The sequence below is a fragment of the Streptomyces sp. SCPE 10 genome (genome assembly GCF_051980735.1).
Lineage (GTDB): Bacteria > Actinomycetota > Actinomycetes > Streptomycetales > Streptomycetaceae > Streptomyces > Streptomyces misionensis.
Genome location: NZ_CP197069.1, coordinates 804,258 through 819,661 on the forward strand (window position 1 = coordinate 804,258; position 15,404 = coordinate 819,661).

The window sequence follows — 15,404 nt, forward strand, 5'->3', positions numbered from 1 at the left end:
CGCCTCTTCCCCTGCGGGCACCGGCCCGGTGAACGCCGACGCGCCCACGGCGGCAGCCGCTCCTCGACCCCCGTACATGACAATCAGCCCCGCTCTACACATAAGCCATGAATAAGAGCAAAATGGGCAGTGCCGCGTTTGCGAACGACGCGGCGGAAGCGGTCCGGTCCGCACAGCCGAAGGAGACGAGAGTCATGGCCAACGTCTCGCACAGGGGCGACATGTCGACCCATCCCGATGTCGGCGAGATGCGGGAACGCTACGCCCGTATGCTCGGCGGTCATGATGTGGCGCTCGTGGACGGGCCGGTGTTCCTGCTCGGCCTGTACTGCGCGGCGTCCCCCTGGATCGTGCACTACACCACCAGCCAGCCGGCGCTAATGACCCACAACCTGATCATGGGCATCGCCATAGGACTGCTGGCACTCGGCTTCACCAGGGCGCCCGAGCGGATGTACGGCCTCAGCTGGGCCATGTGCGCGCTGGGCATCTGGATGATCATCGCGCCCTGGATCGTGGGCAGCGCCCCGGACACCGGCGTGATCGTCAACAACATCGTCATCGGAGCGCTGACGCTCGCCCTCGGACTCGTGTGCGCCGCCACGGCGGCGAAGAGCACCCCCAAGCCCTAGTGGGGAAGGAAGCACAACGGGAGAGCACGGGAAGGAGAGACCGTCGAGCAAGGGAAGAAGCGCAAGGAAGGAAGAACGACGGAGGGCCGGCGCGCCCCGTGCGGACCGGCCCTCCCGCCTGTCCGGTCAGGGCCGCACGGTCAGGGAGATCCACAGGTCCGGCGGCAGCTCCGGGCGGCCCGGCACCGGCCGGGCCTCGCGGATCCAGGCGCCCGGGGCGAGGTCCTCGGCGAGGCGGGGCCAGAACGCGACCGCCCCCGGGTTGTTCTCCTGGAACGCGATCTCCCAGCGCCCGGGGTGTCGTCGCAGCACCTCCCGCGCGGCCCGCAGACCGACCCCGGCGCGTCGCGCCCCGCGCGCCACGAAGAAGCTGTTGAGCACCCGCACCGGACCGTCGAGCCCGCGCACGAAGGCGAGCCCGGCGGCGCGGTCACCACGGGTGAGCAGGTAGGGCGCCCAGCCGGGCGCGGAGAAGGCGGCGTCGACGCGCTCGCTGCGGAAGGTGCCGTCGGCGGCGGGCAGGTCGCCCTGGAACTCGGACAGGTCGTGGCGGAACATCAGCCACAGCCGCTCGACGGCGGGCCGGTCCTCCGGGGTCGCGGGACGGACGCGGACGTCCGAGTCGTCGCTGGTGGTGCGGATCTGGTTTTCGGTCATGAACGAAAGCCTCCCCGGCGGACTTCGTCCGTGCCGGGGAGGCTTTCACGCAGAGCGGGGATCTTAGCACATCGAGTCTCAGACCGCCTCCGCCTCCGCCTCCGCCGATGCCTTCGCGAGGAACTCCTCTCCGATCTCCTTCGCCCCGAACGGCCACACCCGCTCCAGCCCGGCCCACACCAGGAAGGCCGCGCAGCCGAGGACGAGCCAGGCCAGGGACCATTCGATGGGGTGGCGGCCCGGGGAGTTGCGGTCGGCGTAGCCGTAGATCACGCACCAGCCGACGAAGGCCACGAGGCCGGGCACCGGGTAGAGCCACATCCGGTACGGCCGGTGCAGCTCCGGCTGCCGGGCGCGCAGCACCGTGAGCGCGACGATCTGGGCGAGCGCCTGGACGATCACCATCACCGTGGTGAGCAGCTGGATCAGGGTGGCGAGATCGGTGTGCCGGCCGATCAGGAAGCCGACGGCGGTGATCACGCCCATGGTGGCCAGGCCCAGGGTCGGAAAGCGGTGGCGGGGGTGCAGCCGCTCGTACGGCCGGAAGAAGACCCGGTCGCGCGCCGCGTCGTACGGCACCCGGGAGCCGCCCAGCAGGCCCGTGAACACCGAGGCGAACGCGGTGATCAGGATGAGCACGGTGACCGTGTCGGCGGCCCCCCGGCCCCAGGTCTTCTCCAGCACCGCGGAGGCAACCGAGGTGGCGGCGATGTCGTGCGGGTCCGTCATGCGGTGCCAGTCGACGACGCCGAGGGTGCCGATCTGGAGCAGCAGGTAGATCGTCATGATGCCGGCGATCGAGAGCAGGATGGAGCGTGGCAGGACCCGGCCGGGGTCCTTGATCTCGGCGCCCATGTAGGCGGTGGTGTTGTAGCCGAGGTAGTCGTAGACGCCGATGGTCAGGCCCGCGGCGAACCCGGTCCAGAAGGCGCCGTCGGTCAGGTCGAAGGCGTGCGCCGGGTAGGCGAAGGCGAGGTGCGGGCTGAAGTCCGAGGCGGCGGCGGCGATCACCAGGACCACCGAGGCAATCATCACGGTCCACATCACGGCGGTGATCCGGGCGATGTGCTCGATGCCGCGCCACAGCAGGAGCACCACCAGGGCGATGACACCCAGCCCGATCAGATCGCCGGCCGTCCGGCCGAGGCCGGGGGCGAGGTAGCCGAGGTACTGGACGAAGCCGACCACGCCGGTGGACATGATCAGCGGGATGAAGAGCATCGCCGTCCACACGAACAGGAACGGCATCAGCCGGCCGGTGCGGTACTGGAAGGCCTGGCGCAGATAGACGTAACTGCCGCCGGAGCCGGGCATGGAGGCGCCCAGCTCGGCCCAGACCAGCCCGTCGCACAGCGCCAGCACCGCGCCCGCGACGAAGCCGACGACCGCCTGCGGGCCGCCGAACGCGGCGACCATCAGGGGGATGGTGACGAAGGGGCCGATGCCGCACATCTGGCTCATGTTGATGGCCGTGGCCTGGAACAGCCCGACCCGTCGCACGAAGCCGCCCGGGGGCGGCGGGCTACCGGACATGGGGACTCCTGGAACCGTCGGGGAGGCGTCGGGTAGGGGACCTTACGAGAATCCGCGCGCCGGGAGAAGGAAGGTGACGGAGATTCAGCGGAAGCCGGGGCTACGGTCGTTGACAGTGCCCGGGGGGCCGCCTAGCTTAAGCCCGGTTAGTAAAGTTTCCTAACTTTGCGAGCCTGGAGACCGTCTGTGTTCCCTCGCCCCGCCCCCGGCCTGAGGCTCGCCGCGGCCACCGGCCTCCTCGCCCTGCTCGGCTCCCTCGCCACCGGCGCCTGGGTGGACCCCCGCTCCCCCGGGCCCTCGCTGCGGCCGGTCGCGGCACCGATGGGCCCCGCCCGCACCACCGAGGTCGCCTCGGCCGCAGGCGCCGCCACCCCGCTCGCCGGGTACGCCGTCCAGTCCACGGCGCGCACGGCCGACTCCCCGGCCGCGGTCTCCTCCCCCGGCTACCCGGCGCGGGGCTGGTACCCGGCGGGCCCGCGCTCCACCGTGCTGGCCGCGCTGCTCGCCGCCGGGAAGTACCCCGACCCGTTCCGCTCCACCAACCTGGAGAAGATCCCGAAGGCCGACTTCGAGGTGCCCTGGTGGTACCGCGCCGACTTCCTCCTGCGCGACACCGCCCGGCGCACCTTCCTCGACTTCAGCGGCGTCGTCTCGGCGGCCGACGTCTACGTCAACGGCCACCGGGTGGCCCGGGCCGCGGACGTGACCGGCGCGTACACCCGGCACGAGCTGGACGTCACCGAGCTGGTCCGGGCCGGCCGCAACACGGTCGCCTTCCGGATCCGGCCCAACCAGCCGAGCAAGGACCTGACCATGGGGTGGCTCGACTGGCTCCAGCCGCCGCCGGACCGGAACATGGGCATCGTCCGGGACGTCCTGGTGCGCCGGGGCGGCCCGGTGGCGCTGCGCGACGCGCACGTGATCACCAGGCTGGCCGTGCCGTCCCTGGCCACCGCCGACCTGACGGTCCGGGCGAAGGTGCGCAACGACACGGGTTCCCCGGTCACCGCGGAGGTCGCCGGCCGGGTCGCCGGAACGCGTCTGCGCACGACCGTACGGCTCGCCGCGCACGAGACGAGGACCGTCGCCTTCTCCCCCGCCGACGTCCCCGGGCTGCGCCTGACCGCGCCGAGGGTGTGGTGGCCGGCCGGGATGGGCGGGCAGCCGCTGTACTCCCTCGACCTCACCGCGCGGGTGTCCGGCACGCCGTCGGACACCGCGCACGAGACCTTCGGCATCCGCGACGTCCAGGCGCCGCTGAACGCCGCCGGAGCCCGCCAGTACCGGATCAACGGGCGCCCCCTGCTGGTCAAGGGCGGCGGCTGGTCACCGGACGAGTTCCTGCGCTGGGACCCCCGCTACGTCGAGGACCGGCTGCGGTACGCCGTCGACCTCGGCCTCAACACCCTGCGCCTGGAAGGGCACCTGGAGCCGGACGAGTTCTTCGCGCTGGCGGACCGGTACGGCGTGCTGACGCTGCCCGGCTGGGAGTGCTGCGACAAGTGGGAGGGCCAGGTCAACGGCACGGAGAACGGGGAGCGGTGGACCCCGGGCGACTATCCGGTGGCGAAGGCGTCGATGGCCGCCGAGGCCGCCCGGCTGCGGGACCACCCGAGCGTGCTGTCCTTCCTGATCGGCAGTGACTTCGCGCCCGACGCCAGGATCGAGCGGAACTACCTGGACGCCCTGCGCGACGCCGACTGGAACCTCCCGGTGATCCCCGCCGCCTCCGACAAGTCCTCACCGCGGCTCGGCCGTTCGGGCATGAAGATGACCGGACCCTACGACTGGGTGCCGCCCGGCTACTGGTACGCCAAGCGCGAGGGCGGCGCCACCGGCTTCAACTCCGAGACCAGCGCGGGCCCGAGCGTCCCCACCCTGGACACCCTGCGCCGGATGCTCACCCCGGCCGAACTCGACACCCTCTGGAAGGACCCGAAGGCGAAGCAGTACCACCGCTCGCCCTCCGCCACCTTCGGCACGCTGGCGCTGTACGACGACGCCCTCGCCGCCCGCTACGGCTCCCCCACCGGCCTCGCCGACTACGTCCGCAAGGCGCAACTGGCCCAGTACGAGAACGTGCGTGCCCAGTTCGAGGCGTACGGACGCAACGCGACCGACCCCGAGGCGCCCGCGACCGGGGTCGTGCACTGGATGTTCAACAGCGGCTGGACGTCCCTGCACTGGCAGCTGACCGACCGTTACCTCGACCAGGGCGGCGCCTACTTCGGCGCGAAGAAGGCCAACGAGCCGCTGCACATCCAGTACTCCTACGACGACCGGTCGGTGGCGGTGGTGAACAACCGGCACGCGGCCGCCCACGGTCTCACCGCGCGGGCCACGCTCTTCGACCCCGACGGCACCCTGCGCTACGACGGCACGGCCGGCGATGTGTCGGTGGCCGGGGACGGCGCCCACGCCACCGCGCTGACCCTGCCGCGGTCGGCGCCCGGCCTGGCCCGGACGTATCTGCTGCGGCTGGTGCTCACCGACGCGGACGGCCGGGAGGTGAGCCGGAACGTGTACTGGCTGTCCACCCGGCCCGACGTCCTCGACTGGGACCGCACCACCTGGTGGTACACCCCGACGAGCGGCTACGCCGACCTCACCGGCCTGGCCTCGATGGCGCGGGTCCCGGTGGCGGTGACGGCCGGTACCCGGTCCGCGGGCGGTGTGTCGACCACGACCGTGACGCTGCGGAACACCACGGACGGCGCGACCCCGTCGCTGCTGACGGACGTGCACCTGGTGGACGGGCGCGGGGCGCCCGTGCTGCCGGTGCGCTGGTCGGACAACGAGGTCGGACTCTGGCCGGGCGAGTCGGTGACGCTGACCGCCGTCTACCGCACGGCCGACCTGCGCGGCGCGGCGCCCCGGGTGCGCGTCTCCGGCTGGAACACCCCGGAGCGGACCGTGCCCGCGGCATGACGAGGGGGTGGGCCCGGCCGGGCCCACCCCCTGCGCGTTCCCCGGGTCAGGCGACGTTGAGCGCGGTGTCGTCCAGGACGAACGAGGTCTGGTACTTGGAGCCCTCGGTGCCGGTGAACTTCAGGGTGACGGTCTGCCCGGCGTAGCCGCTGAGGTCGAAGCTGCGCTGGGTGTAGCCGGAGGCGGCGTCCAGGTTCGAGTACGTCGCCAGGGTGCCGAGGACCGTGCCGGAGCCGTTGAGCACCTGCGCCTTGAGGGTGTCGTAGGCGGTGCTGGTCGAGGTCTCGGCCGTGTCGACGTGCAGATAGAAGCTCAGCTTGGCCGAGGTGCAGCCGGCCGGGATGGTCACCGTCTGGGAGAGCGTGTCGGTGGTGGCGGTGCCGTAGCCGTCGAGCCAGGCGTCGTACGAGCCCGAATGCGCGGGCTCGCTGGTCGAGTTGGAGATGACGCCGCTGGACCCGCTCCAGACGGTGTTGCCGGACTCGAAGCCGCTGTTGCCCAGGAGCTGACCCGCGGTGCAGGTGCCGCCGCCCGTGCCGCCACCGCCACCGCCGCCGCTGGTGCCGCCGTCCCCGGCCAGCCACGCGGTGGCGTTGAGGGCGAGGGGCGCGTTGGTGGCGCCGGAGTCGTTCCAGCCGTCGTACAGGGTGTTGCCGGAGCTGCCGGTGCCGTCGTCGATCGGCGAGCTGTCACCCCAGAAGGCGACGCGGCCGCTGCCGAAGGTGCTGGTCAGGAAGAACGCCCCGGTGTTGCCCGAGTAACCGCTGCGGTAGACCAGGCCCTTGACGGAGGAGTTGTCGGAGGGCTTGAGGGTGGCGGTCGTCCCGTCGGCGAACAGGCTCTTGGTGACCTTGCCGAAGGAGCCGTTCAGCACCGGGTCGGTGCTGTCGTTGATGGCGGCCGGGTAGCCGGAGCTGATGTCGAGGGCGTCGATCGAGAAGCCGAACGGGTCGGAGGAGTCGACGCTGTTGTTGGTCATCAGGTCGTTGAGGATCTTGACCGCGTCGGCGCCGTCGTTGTTGCGGTCGGCGCCGGTGTGGTCGGAGATCATGAACAGGCCGCCGCCGTTCTTCACGAAGGTCATGATCGCCGTCTTCTCGGCGGTCGTGAACAGCGTGTTCGGCTCCGGCAGCACCAGGGTGTCGAAGTGGGACAGGTCCAGCGCGGACGAGCCGCCGTAGCTCAGGCTCTGGCCGGACGGCAGCGTCTTCAGGCTGTAGCTGCCGGTCTTCTGCAGTGCCACGCCCCAGGAGGACAGGGCGCCGGTCCAGTCCGTCTCGGCCGACGGGGAGGGATCCTGGGCGAGCGGGTCGGGCTGGCTGGTGGAGATGACCCAGTCGGCGTTGCCTGCGGTCTCGGCGTGGGCGTTGTCGAACAGCACGCGATGGGTGGTCGCGGTCGCCGCCCGGGCGGGCGTGCTCGCACCGGCCTGTACGGCGGCTCCGGTCAGGAGCAGGCCGAAGCCGGCGAGTGCGGTGGTGAGTCTGCGTCGGGATCTCCTGGATCCGAGCATCCGGCGAACCTCCGTCGTGGGGTGTGGGGAAGAGGAGTAGCGGCGCCAAATCTGCGCGCGTAGAACCGGCTTGAGGGTTCTACACGCGTCGACGGCTTGAAAGGTACATGGCATGAAGCGCCGGTGAACAGAAAGTCCGGGCAATAAACCGGACCGGAGTGTCCGGGCCGCCGGCGGGCATCTTCACCAGGGAGGGGTATCCCGTGCGGAGGGGTGAAGATGGAGATATCAGGTCTCATCAGCGCCATTGTCATCGGTTTGATCATCGGTGTGCTGGGCCGGCTCGTCGTGCCGGGGCGGCAGCACATCGGGATCCTGTGGACCATCGTCGTCGGCATCGTGGCCGCGCTGGTCGGCTCGGCGATCGCCGCGGGGATCGGGGTCGCGGACACCAAGGGGCCGGACTGGATCGAGTGGCTCATCCAGATCGCCCTTGCGGCGGTGGGGGTGAGCGCACTCGACCGGGCGCGCCGCTGACCGCCGTCAGCGGCCGGGCTGTTCGTACAGGTACGGGGTCGTGGTGGTGAGCGGGAGGAAGCCGAGGCGTTCCAGGATCGGACGGCTCATGGGCGAGGCGTCGACCTGGAGGTAGCGGCGGCCGTGGGCGGCGGCGACGCGGGCGCGGTGGGCGACGAGAGCGCGGTACAGGCCCCGTCCCCGCCACGCCTCGACGGTGCCGCCGCCCCACAGCCCGGCGAACGGGGTGCCGGGGACGAGTTCCAGCCGGGCGGCGGCAACGGGTTCCTCGCCCGCCAGCGCGACGACGGCGACCACCGTGCCGGGGTCGGCCGCCAGCCGGTCGAGCAGGCGCCGGCGCAGACCGCTGCCGTCGGTGCCGAAGGCCCGCTGGTGCACGGCCACGGCGAGGTCGGCCCCTGCCGCGTCGGTGGCCTCCATCAGCCGTACCCCGTCGGGGAGTCGGGCGTCCAGATGGAGCCGTTCGATCTCGCCGATCATCAGCGTCTCGACGGGCTCGGCCCGGAACCCGGCCGCGATCAGCCGGGCACCGAGGTCCAGGGGCCGGTCGTGGCCGTGCAGCTTCCACTCGAAGTCGTGACCGAGGGCGGTGAAGCGGGCGATCTGTTCCCGGATCGCCTCGTCCGCGCCCCTCTCGTCGAGGGCGGACCAGAGCACCCCGTTCCAGCCGTGCGCGTCCGCGATCTGCCGCACCACGTCCCCGGCGCGCTCGACGCGGGCGCCGGGACCGTCGGGCGCGGCGTGCTCACGCAGGTCGCGGTCGTACAGGGCGAGGATCTCGTCTCTCTCCATGGCGGAACACTCGATCACGCGGAAGCGGGCGCGGCAACGGAATTGCGGTTCAGCCCAGTTCGAGGGTGGTCACGCCGAACACCCGTTCCTGGGCGTGGGGGCGGACCGGGCCGGTGTACATGCGGGCCGTCTCGAAGGACGGGGCGAGACCGGCCGCCTCGGCGAGGGCCACGCCGTCGGCGTTGGGTTCGGGGACGTCGACGGCGAGTTCCCGGCCCGCGGCCTCGGCGGTCAGCGCGCCGAACAGGGCACGGGCGTCCTCGGTGGTGTCGGCGAGGAGCGGGCCGACGCGCAGGGCATCGCGGCCGGGGCGCAGGACGGCGTAACCGGTGAGGCGGCCGTCGTCGTGGCGGACGAAGGCGCGGTGGCCGGGGGTGGTGAGCCACTGGGCGAGGAAGCGAGGCCGGTCGGCGGGGTGGCAGGCGGCGTCGTAGGCGGTGATCGCGGGCAGGTCGGCGGGGGCGGCCGGGCGGACGCCTGCGGGTACGGCGGCCTCGGGGGCTGTGCCGGTGAACCGGATGGTGCGGTAGGCGAGCCGGAAGCCGGACTGGCGGTAGTTGTCCTGCTGGGCGACGACCCCGTCCAGGCCCACGGTGCGGTTCCCGGCGTGGGCCAGGGCGGTCTTCCAGGTGGTGAGGCCGTGGCCGTGGCCGCGCAGGTCGGGGCGGACGAGGTAGCAGCCGAGAAAGGCGTAGTCCGCGCCGTAGTTGACGACGGAGATGGCCGAGACCGGCTCCCCGTCGATCCGGCCGAGGAAGAAGCCCTCGGGGTCCTGGGCGAAGAAGGCGGGCCCGTCGGACAGCCCGGGGTTCCAGCCCTCCGCGGCCGCCCACCCGCTGATCACCGGCCAGTCGGCGGGGCCGGCCTGGGTGACGACGAGGTCCTGGGGGGCGGAAGAGGTCATCGGTGCGCTCCGTTCCGTCGGGGCTGACTGCCGTGGTCGGTGCGGCCCTCGGCCGGGCCGCCCGGAGCATCCTCCCGGATCGGCGCGGCCCACGCCACGCCGGGATCAGCCGACAACGCACGCCACAGGGGGCGGGACGAGGCGAGGACGAACAGCGCGAAGAGGGTGATCGGGAGCAGGCCCACGGGCCGCAGCAGCCGCGTCCAATCAGCGCTGATCCAGGGCCAGTTGCCGAACCAGTTGGCGAACGCGTCCGCCGCCGCCACCGCGCCGGCCGACGGCGCAGCCACCCGGCGGGCACCCAGCGCCAGGACGGCGACCAGCGGATCGAGGACGACCAGCGCGAGGAAGAACACCTGGATCGCGGGCGGGAAGGAGGAGTAGGCGTGCGGGCCGCGCCGGGCCAGGTCGGCGGCGTGCCAGCCGGTGCCCTCCAGGAATCCGGCGGCGTGGACGAGGAGGAGTACGCGGGTCCGGGGTGGCAGCACTCGCCACCGCAGTCGTACGCCGTCCGTCACCCGGTCATTCTACTGCCCCCGGGGTTCAAGGAGTTGGCTGTCGCCGCGAGGCTCCACCGGGCCGGCGTCCGGTCGGGAGGTGGACGGTGGGGGCCCGGTGGCCGGTGGAGGCCTGGGACGTGGTGGGGGTCAGCGGCCGCGGGCCGGACGGCAGCGGCGGTAGAGGATCGCGCCCGTGAGCAGGAGCGCCGCGCTGGCGGCCGCCGCGGGGGCGGTCAGGTCGGCGCCGGTGTGGGCCAGCGTGCCGGTGACCGGCTCCGGTGCGGGACGCGGGGTGTGCGGGGCCGGCCGGGCCGGGTGGTGCCGGACGGGGGCCGGCGGCTCGGGCGTGGGGGTGACCGGGTGCCGCGGGATCTCACCGCCGTTCACGGAGGTGTTGCCCATGGCCGGGTTGAGCAGTCCCACCACGTTGACGCTGTTGCCGCTGATGTTGACCGGCAGGTCGACGGGCAGCTGGACGCCGTTGCCGGAGATCACTCCCGGGGAGTGCGCGGCGGTGCCGTGGGCCGTGGCCCCGCCGGAGGTGCGGGATCCGCCCCCGCTGCCGCCCGCGTTGTTCGCGCACGCGTTGCCCGCGGTGGGGTTGAGCAGTCCCACGACGTCGACCGTGTTGCCGCACACGTTCACCGGGACGTCCACCGGCAGCTGGATGCCGTTGCCGGAGATCAGTCCGGGCGAGCCGGCCGCGACACCGTCGGCGCTCGCGCCGTCGGCCGCGAACGCGGCGGACGCCGGCCACGCCAGGGCCATCGCGCCGGAGGCGGCGACGGCGGCGATCACACCGTTTCGGGTAGCCCGTCTCATTGGTTCCCTGCCTTCCAGACATGTTCGCGAGTACTCACCCGCACCACGTAAAACGCAGACGAACCGGCCGAGTTATGGCTCAACGGTCTTTCACCCCATCGAGTGGCAGGACCGTCGAACTACCGGTAAAGCGATCAATGATCAACAAAAGGGAGCCCGCCGGCGCGGGAGCATACGGCACCGCACGGCGTTCCGCCCGTCCGGAGGCGGGCCGCCCGGGGCCCGCTTATGGTGAGCGAAAGGGCGCCGTCCCGGTCCGCTGCGGGCGCCCCGGGAGGCTATCGATGCTGGCCAAGCTGTGCTCGCGGTCCGCCGTGCGGCGCTGTGCGGGTACCGGAGCCCTCGCCCTGGCGCTGCTCGGCTCCGCCCTGCCCGCGACCGCGGCGCCTGCCGCGCCCAAGGGCCCCGACCTCACCCGGTTCTACCGGCAGAAGGTGGCCTGGGGCGCGTGCGCGGGCCCGGAGATGCCGAAGGACCTCCAGTGCGGGAAGGTGACGGTCCCGCTCGACTACGCCAGGCCGGACGTCGGCACGCTCGACATCGCACTGGCCCGCTACCGCGCCACGGGCGCCTCGCACCATTCCGTGGTGCTGAACTTCGGCGGCCCCGGCGGTGCGGGCGTCGACGAACTGGCGTACGACGGCAGGCAGTTCATGGACCTGACCAACGGCTACGACGTGGTCACCTTCGACCCCCGCGGCGTCGGCCGCTCCTCCCCCGTCAGCTGCGGCGACGACGACCAGGCGGCGGGCGTCACCGGGTCCGGCGCGGACCTCGCGCACCCCCAGGCGCTGCTGCGGCAGTTGCGGCGGGCCGCCGCCGCGTGCGCCCGCAGTTCCGGTGCGGTGCTGCCGTACATAGGGACGGTGAACGCCTCCCGGGACCTGGACGTCATCCGTCAGGCCCTCGGCGAGAAGAAGCTGAATTACCTGGGCTTCTCCTACGGGACGCGGCTGGGCGCGGTCTACGCCGCCCAGTTCCCGCACCAGGTGGGCCGGATGGCCCTGGACGGCGTGGACACCCTGACCGAGTCGCTCGCGGAGCAGGGGATCGCGGGCGCGCAGGGGCAGCAGGCGGCGCTGGACGACTTCCTGGACTGGTGTGCGGCGAACACCGGCTGCCCGTTCGGGCAGGACCGGCGCGCGGCCGGTGACGAGGTGGTCCGGCTGGTGCGCTCGCTGGACCGGCGCCCGGTCACCACGGAGGGCGGCGACCCGTTCTCCGGCCAGGACCTGGTGGCCGCCCTGGTGCAGGGCCTGTACAGCAGGACCTCGTGGCCGACGCTGGAGCGGGCGCTGACCTCGGTGACGCGGGACGGCGATCCCCGGGGCATCATGGCCTTCGCCACGCCCGGCGCGGGCCTGACGAGGAGCGCGGGCCGCGGCCGGGGGCCGGCCGCCGGCGGTCTGGTCGCCCCCGAGGACGTGCCGCCCGACAATCTGCGGGCCGCGCTGATGGCGATCAACTGCGCGGACGACCCGGACCGGCCCGGGGCCGCACGGATCGCCGGGGACCTCAGGCGGCTCGGCGCCGCCTACGAGGAGGCGTCCCCGGTCTTCGGCCGCTACCGGCTCACCCAGCTGCTGATGTGCTACGGCCGCCCCAAGGGCACCTCCTTCATCCGCGACCGGGTGAAGGACGTGGACACGGCGCGGATGCTGCTCGTGGGCACCCGCGGCGACCCGGCGACGCCGTACCCGTGGACGGTGGAGACCGCCCGGCGCCTCGGCCCGTCGGCCGTGGTGCTCGACAACAAGGGAGACGGCCACACCGGGTACGGCTCCTCGGTGTGCGTGCACCGCAGGGTCGACGACTTCCTGCTCTACGGCTCCCTGCCCGCGAACGGCAGCTCCTGCCCGGCGGACGGGAAGGAGTGGAGCGCCATCCCGGGCCGCACCGGCTGAACCGTACCGACCGAACGCACCGACCCATGACGGAAGCGGCCGCCGCCCGGTGGCCGTGACCGCGACGGAGGGACACCATCATGCGCATCCGCGCCGCCATCGCCGTACCCGCCGCCTCGGCCGCCGCGGCGGCCCTGCTGCTGACCGCGCCGCCGGCCCACGCGGCCACCGCGGGCCCGCAACCCGCGCCCTGCGTCCAGGGCGCGCTGAAGCTGCGGGCGAGCACCGTGCCGGGCCGGCCGACCGTGGTGCGCGTCAGCGCCACCAACGTCGGCGGGCGCGCCTGCGCCGTCGACCGGGTGCCGCTGGTGACCTTCGGCGGCCTGGACGGGGCGGCGCTGCCGCTGCCGGCCGGCGGCACGGGGCGGCTGCGGCTGGCGGCGGGCGAGACCGTCCACGCCGACGTGCGCACCATCGTGCGCACGTCCGATCCACAGGCCCGCCGGGCGCGGTCGGTCACCGTCGGCGACTGGGCGGGCCGCTGGGGCCGCGTCTTCACCCCGGCCCGGCTCGGCACCGGCCCCCAGGTGTCGGTCTGGGAGCCGGTGACGACGTGGTGGCAGCCCTCGCCGGCGGCCGCCGACCGGGCGCTGGGCCTCAGCCGAGGATGAGCTCCGGCTGGTAGATGTCCAGCCACTGCGCGAGGTCCAGGGTCCGTTCCAGGCCGCGCCGGGCGGCCTGGCTGCTGACCGGGGCCTCGCGTTCGGCGGCCCGCTTGAGCCGGTCCCGGTCCACCAGGTCGAAGACCCGGTGGGAGGGCCGGGCGAGCAGGTCCTTGGCCTGGTCCTGGAGGGCGCGCGCGTACTGCGGGTCCTGGGTGGACGGGTAGGGACTCTTGACCCGGTCGTACACCGACTGCGGCAGGACGTCCTTGCTGGCCTCGCGCAGCAGGCTCTTCTCCCGGCCGTCGAAGGACTTCAGGGCCCACGGGGTGTTGAACACGTACTCGACCAGGCGGTGGTCGCAGAACGGCACCCGTACCTCCAGGCCGGTGCGCATGCTCATCCGGTCCTTGCGGTCGAGGAGTATGCGCACGAAGCGGGTCAGGTGCAGGTGGCAGATCTGCCGCATGCGGAACTCGAAGTCGCTTTCGCCCGCGAGCCGTTCGATGCCGGCGATGGCCGTGCGGTAGCCGTCGGCTATGTATCCCTCCAGGTCCAGGGACTTGCCCACGTCGGTGCGGAGCATGTCGGAGTCGTCGCCGAAGTGCCGGCCGAAGCGCACCAGCCAGGGGAAGGTGTCGGCGCGGCGGGCGTCCTCGTCGAAGAACTGGAGGTAGCCGCCGAAGACCTCGTCGGCGGACTCGCCGGACAGGGCCACCGTGGACTTCTGCCGGATGGCGCGGAACAGGAGCAGCAACGAGGCGTCCATGTCGCCGAAGCCGGCCGGCAGGTCGCGGGCGCGGATGACCTGCTCGCGCACGGCGGGGTCGGCGAGGGCCTGCACGTCGAGCACGATGTCCTGGTGGTCCGTGCCGGCGAGCCGGGCCACGTCGTGCACGAAGGGGGTGTCCGGGGTGCCGCGCAGTTCGTCGGCGACGAAGTTCTCGGCCTGGCCGACGAAGTCGACGGCGAAGCTGCGCACCTTCTCGCCCTGGTCGGCCAGTTGCCGGGCGGCGAGCGCGGTCATCGCGGACGAGTCGAGGCCGCCGGAGAGCAGGGTGCAGCGGGGCACGTCGGCGACCAGCTGGCGGCGCACGATGTCGTCGAGGAGGGTGCGCACGGTGGCGATGGTGGTGTCCCGGTCGTCCTCGTGCGGGCGGGTCTCCAGGCGCCAGTAGACGCGGGTGGACAGTCCGGAGCGGTCGACGGTGACGACCGTGCCGGGCTCCACCTCGCGCATGCCGTCCCAGACGGCGTGTCCCGGCGTCTTGATCATCACGAGCAGTTCGCGCAGGCCGTCGAGGGTGACGCGGGGGCGGACCAGCGGGTTGGCGAGGATCACCTTGGGCTCGGAGCCGAACAGCACGCCGTCGGCGGTCCGGTAGTAGTAGAACGGCTTGATGCCCATGCGGTCGCGGATCATGACGAGCTTGTCGCGGCGGCCGTCCCAGATGGCGAACGCGTACATGCCGTTGAGGCGTTCGGCGAGCGCGTCGCCCCACTCCACGTAGGCGTGCAGCACCACCTCGGTGTCGGAGTCGGTGGTGAACCGGTGGCCGCGGTCCGTCAGTTCCCGGCGCAGCTCGGTGAAGTTGTAGGTCTCCCCGGAGTAGACCAGCGCGACGGTGCCCTCGGGTGTGTCGAGGGACATCGGCTGCCGGCCGCCGGGCAGATCGATGATGGCGAGCCGGCGGTGACCCAGGGCGGCGGGGCCTTCGGCCCAGACGCCGCGGTCGTCCGGGCCGCGGCAGGCCATCGTCCCGGTCATCGCATGCAATGTGGTGGCCTCGGCGGTCAGGTCACGATCGAAGGAAACCCACCCGGTGATGCCGCACATGCGCTACCTCCTGCCTCCGGACGGCCTCCGGTACCCCGCTCACCTGTGCTTTCGCGGGGGCCGGGGGGCCGGCCGGCGAACCAGTTGTATCGAGCACCTATATAACGAGCGTCCGTCACCGGCCGCCGTCGGTCAACGTGGCCGTAACACGGCCGGAACCTCCCGGCCGATGATTTCGGCCGCTTTTTGCCTCCGCGAAATGCGAGAACGGCCATACTCTCGCGCCGCAGCCGACAGGAACCGGCCACAGGCAAAAATTTCCCCAAGCGCGCGTTCGCTCAGTGCTTCGCATTCAGAAACCGT

Annotated in this window: 13 protein-coding genes; 5 read left to right on the forward strand and 8 right to left on the reverse strand. The window is 72.5% G+C overall.

Annotation, left to right across the window (positions count from 1 at the left end; all coding sequences use genetic code 11):
- The first annotated feature begins 194 nt into the window (after positions 1-194).
- Positions 195-632, forward strand: coding sequence for an SPW repeat protein (locus ACSP97_RS03840; protein WP_355148788.1), 438 nt, complete (start codon positions 195-197; stop codon positions 630-632).
- 126 nt (positions 633-758) lie between these two features.
- Here the strand turns inward: ACSP97_RS03840 and ACSP97_RS03845 are convergent, their stop codons facing one another.
- Both ACSP97_RS03845 and ACSP97_RS03850 read right to left on the reverse strand, forming a co-directional pair.
- Positions 759-1,289 (reverse strand): GNAT family N-acetyltransferase, encoded by a 531-nt coding sequence (locus ACSP97_RS03845; RefSeq protein ID WP_355326851.1) that lies wholly within the window; start codon positions 1,287-1,289, stop codon positions 759-761.
- 78 nt (positions 1,290-1,367) lie between these two features.
- Positions 1,368-2,822 (reverse strand): APC family permease, encoded by a 1,455-nt coding sequence (locus ACSP97_RS03850; protein ID WP_440556304.1) that lies wholly within the window; start codon positions 2,820-2,822, stop codon positions 1,368-1,370.
- A gap of 186 nt (positions 2,823-3,008) precedes the next feature.
- Between ACSP97_RS03850 and ACSP97_RS03855 the strand changes: the two genes are divergently transcribed.
- Positions 3,009-5,750 carry a glycosyl hydrolase 2 galactose-binding domain-containing protein gene (locus ACSP97_RS03855; protein ID WP_440556306.1) on the forward strand — a complete coding sequence of 914 codons (2,742 nt, stop codon included), beginning with the start codon at positions 3,009-3,011 and terminating at the stop codon, positions 5,748-5,750.
- Between the two features lie 46 nt (positions 5,751-5,796).
- Here ACSP97_RS03855 and ACSP97_RS03860 read toward each other — a convergent pair whose 3' ends face one another.
- Positions 5,797-7,263 (reverse strand): hydrolase, encoded by a 1,467-nt coding sequence (locus ACSP97_RS03860; RefSeq protein WP_355326859.1) that lies wholly within the window; start codon positions 7,261-7,263, stop codon positions 5,797-5,799.
- A 219-nt stretch (positions 7,264-7,482) separates the two neighbouring features.
- Here ACSP97_RS03860 and ACSP97_RS03865 point away from each other — a divergent pair, with 219 nt between their 5' ends.
- Entirely contained in the window at positions 7,483-7,740 is a 258-nt protein-coding gene (locus tag ACSP97_RS03865) for a GlsB/YeaQ/YmgE family stress response membrane protein (RefSeq protein ID WP_355148798.1), read from the forward strand.
- Between the two features lie 6 nt (positions 7,741-7,746).
- Here the strand turns inward: ACSP97_RS03865 and ACSP97_RS03870 are convergent, their stop codons facing one another.
- From ACSP97_RS03870 to ACSP97_RS03885, 4 genes are all read right to left on the reverse strand, one after another.
- Entirely contained in the window at positions 7,747-8,532 is a 786-nt protein-coding gene (locus ACSP97_RS03870) for a GNAT family N-acetyltransferase (RefSeq protein ID WP_355148800.1), read from the reverse strand.
- 49 nt (positions 8,533-8,581) lie between these two features.
- A complete protein-coding gene (locus tag ACSP97_RS03875) occupies positions 8,582-9,436 on the reverse strand; it encodes a GNAT family N-acetyltransferase (protein ID WP_355148802.1) in 855 nt (284 codons plus the stop codon).
- Positions 9,433-9,954 (reverse strand): hypothetical protein, encoded by a 522-nt coding sequence (locus tag ACSP97_RS03880; RefSeq protein WP_355148804.1) that lies wholly within the window; start codon positions 9,952-9,954, stop codon positions 9,433-9,435. The genes ACSP97_RS03875 and ACSP97_RS03880 overlap by 4 nt, the downstream gene beginning before the upstream one ends.
- Positions 9,955-10,083: 129 nt before the next feature.
- A complete protein-coding gene (locus ACSP97_RS03885) occupies positions 10,084-10,734 on the reverse strand; it encodes a chaplin (protein WP_355148806.1) in 651 nt (216 codons plus the stop codon).
- 308 nt (positions 10,735-11,042) lie between these two features.
- Here ACSP97_RS03885 and ACSP97_RS03890 point away from each other — a divergent pair, with 308 nt between their 5' ends.
- Together ACSP97_RS03890 and ACSP97_RS03895 are read left to right on the forward strand one after the other, a co-directional pair.
- Positions 11,043-12,662, forward strand: coding sequence for an alpha/beta hydrolase (locus ACSP97_RS03890; protein ID WP_440556308.1), 1,620 nt, complete (start codon positions 11,043-11,045; stop codon positions 12,660-12,662).
- Positions 12,663-12,742: 80 nt separating this feature from the next.
- On the forward strand, positions 12,743-13,273 hold the full coding sequence (locus tag ACSP97_RS03895) for a DUF4232 domain-containing protein (protein ID WP_355148810.1): 531 nt from the start codon (positions 12,743-12,745) through the stop codon (positions 13,271-13,273).
- Here the strand turns inward: ACSP97_RS03895 and asnB are convergent.
- Positions 13,260-15,101, reverse strand: a complete 1,842-nt coding sequence (asnB, locus tag ACSP97_RS03900) for an asparagine synthase (glutamine-hydrolyzing) (protein WP_440556310.1) — start codon at positions 15,099-15,101, stop codon at positions 13,260-13,262. The genes ACSP97_RS03895 and asnB overlap by 14 nt on opposite strands.
- Positions 15,102-15,404: the final 303 nt, after the last annotated feature.

What these genes read in the sequence shown, in the direction of transcription:
- ACSP97_RS03840 (WP_355148788.1), top strand. Translation starts at nt 195, where the DNA reads ATGGCCAACGTCTCGCACAGGGGCGACATGTCGACCCATCCCGATGTC.
- ACSP97_RS03845 (WP_355326851.1), bottom strand. Translation starts at nt 1,289, where the DNA reads ATGACCGAAAACCAGATCCGCACCACCAGCGACGACTCGGACGTCCGC.
- ACSP97_RS03850 (WP_440556304.1), bottom strand. Translation starts at nt 2,822, where the DNA reads ATGTCCGGTAGCCCGCCGCCCCCGGGCGGCTTCGTGCGACGGGTCGGG.
- ACSP97_RS03860 (WP_355326859.1), bottom strand. Translation starts at nt 7,263, where the DNA reads ATGCTCGGATCCAGGAGATCCCGACGCAGACTCACCACCGCACTCGCC.
- ACSP97_RS03865 (WP_355148798.1), top strand. Translation starts at nt 7,483, where the DNA reads ATGGAGATATCAGGTCTCATCAGCGCCATTGTCATCGGTTTGATCATC.
- ACSP97_RS03870 (WP_355148800.1), bottom strand. Translation starts at nt 8,532, where the DNA reads ATGGAGAGAGACGAGATCCTCGCCCTGTACGACCGCGACCTGCGTGAG.
- ACSP97_RS03875 (WP_355148802.1), bottom strand. Translation starts at nt 9,436, where the DNA reads ATGACCTCTTCCGCCCCCCAGGACCTCGTCGTCACCCAGGCCGGCCCC.
- ACSP97_RS03890 (WP_440556308.1), top strand. Translation starts at nt 11,043, where the DNA reads ATGCTGGCCAAGCTGTGCTCGCGGTCCGCCGTGCGGCGCTGTGCGGGT.
- ACSP97_RS03895 (WP_355148810.1), top strand. Translation starts at nt 12,743, where the DNA reads ATGCGCATCCGCGCCGCCATCGCCGTACCCGCCGCCTCGGCCGCCGCG.
- asnB (WP_440556310.1), bottom strand. Translation starts at nt 15,101, where the DNA reads ATGTGCGGCATCACCGGGTGGGTTTCCTTCGATCGTGACCTGACCGCC.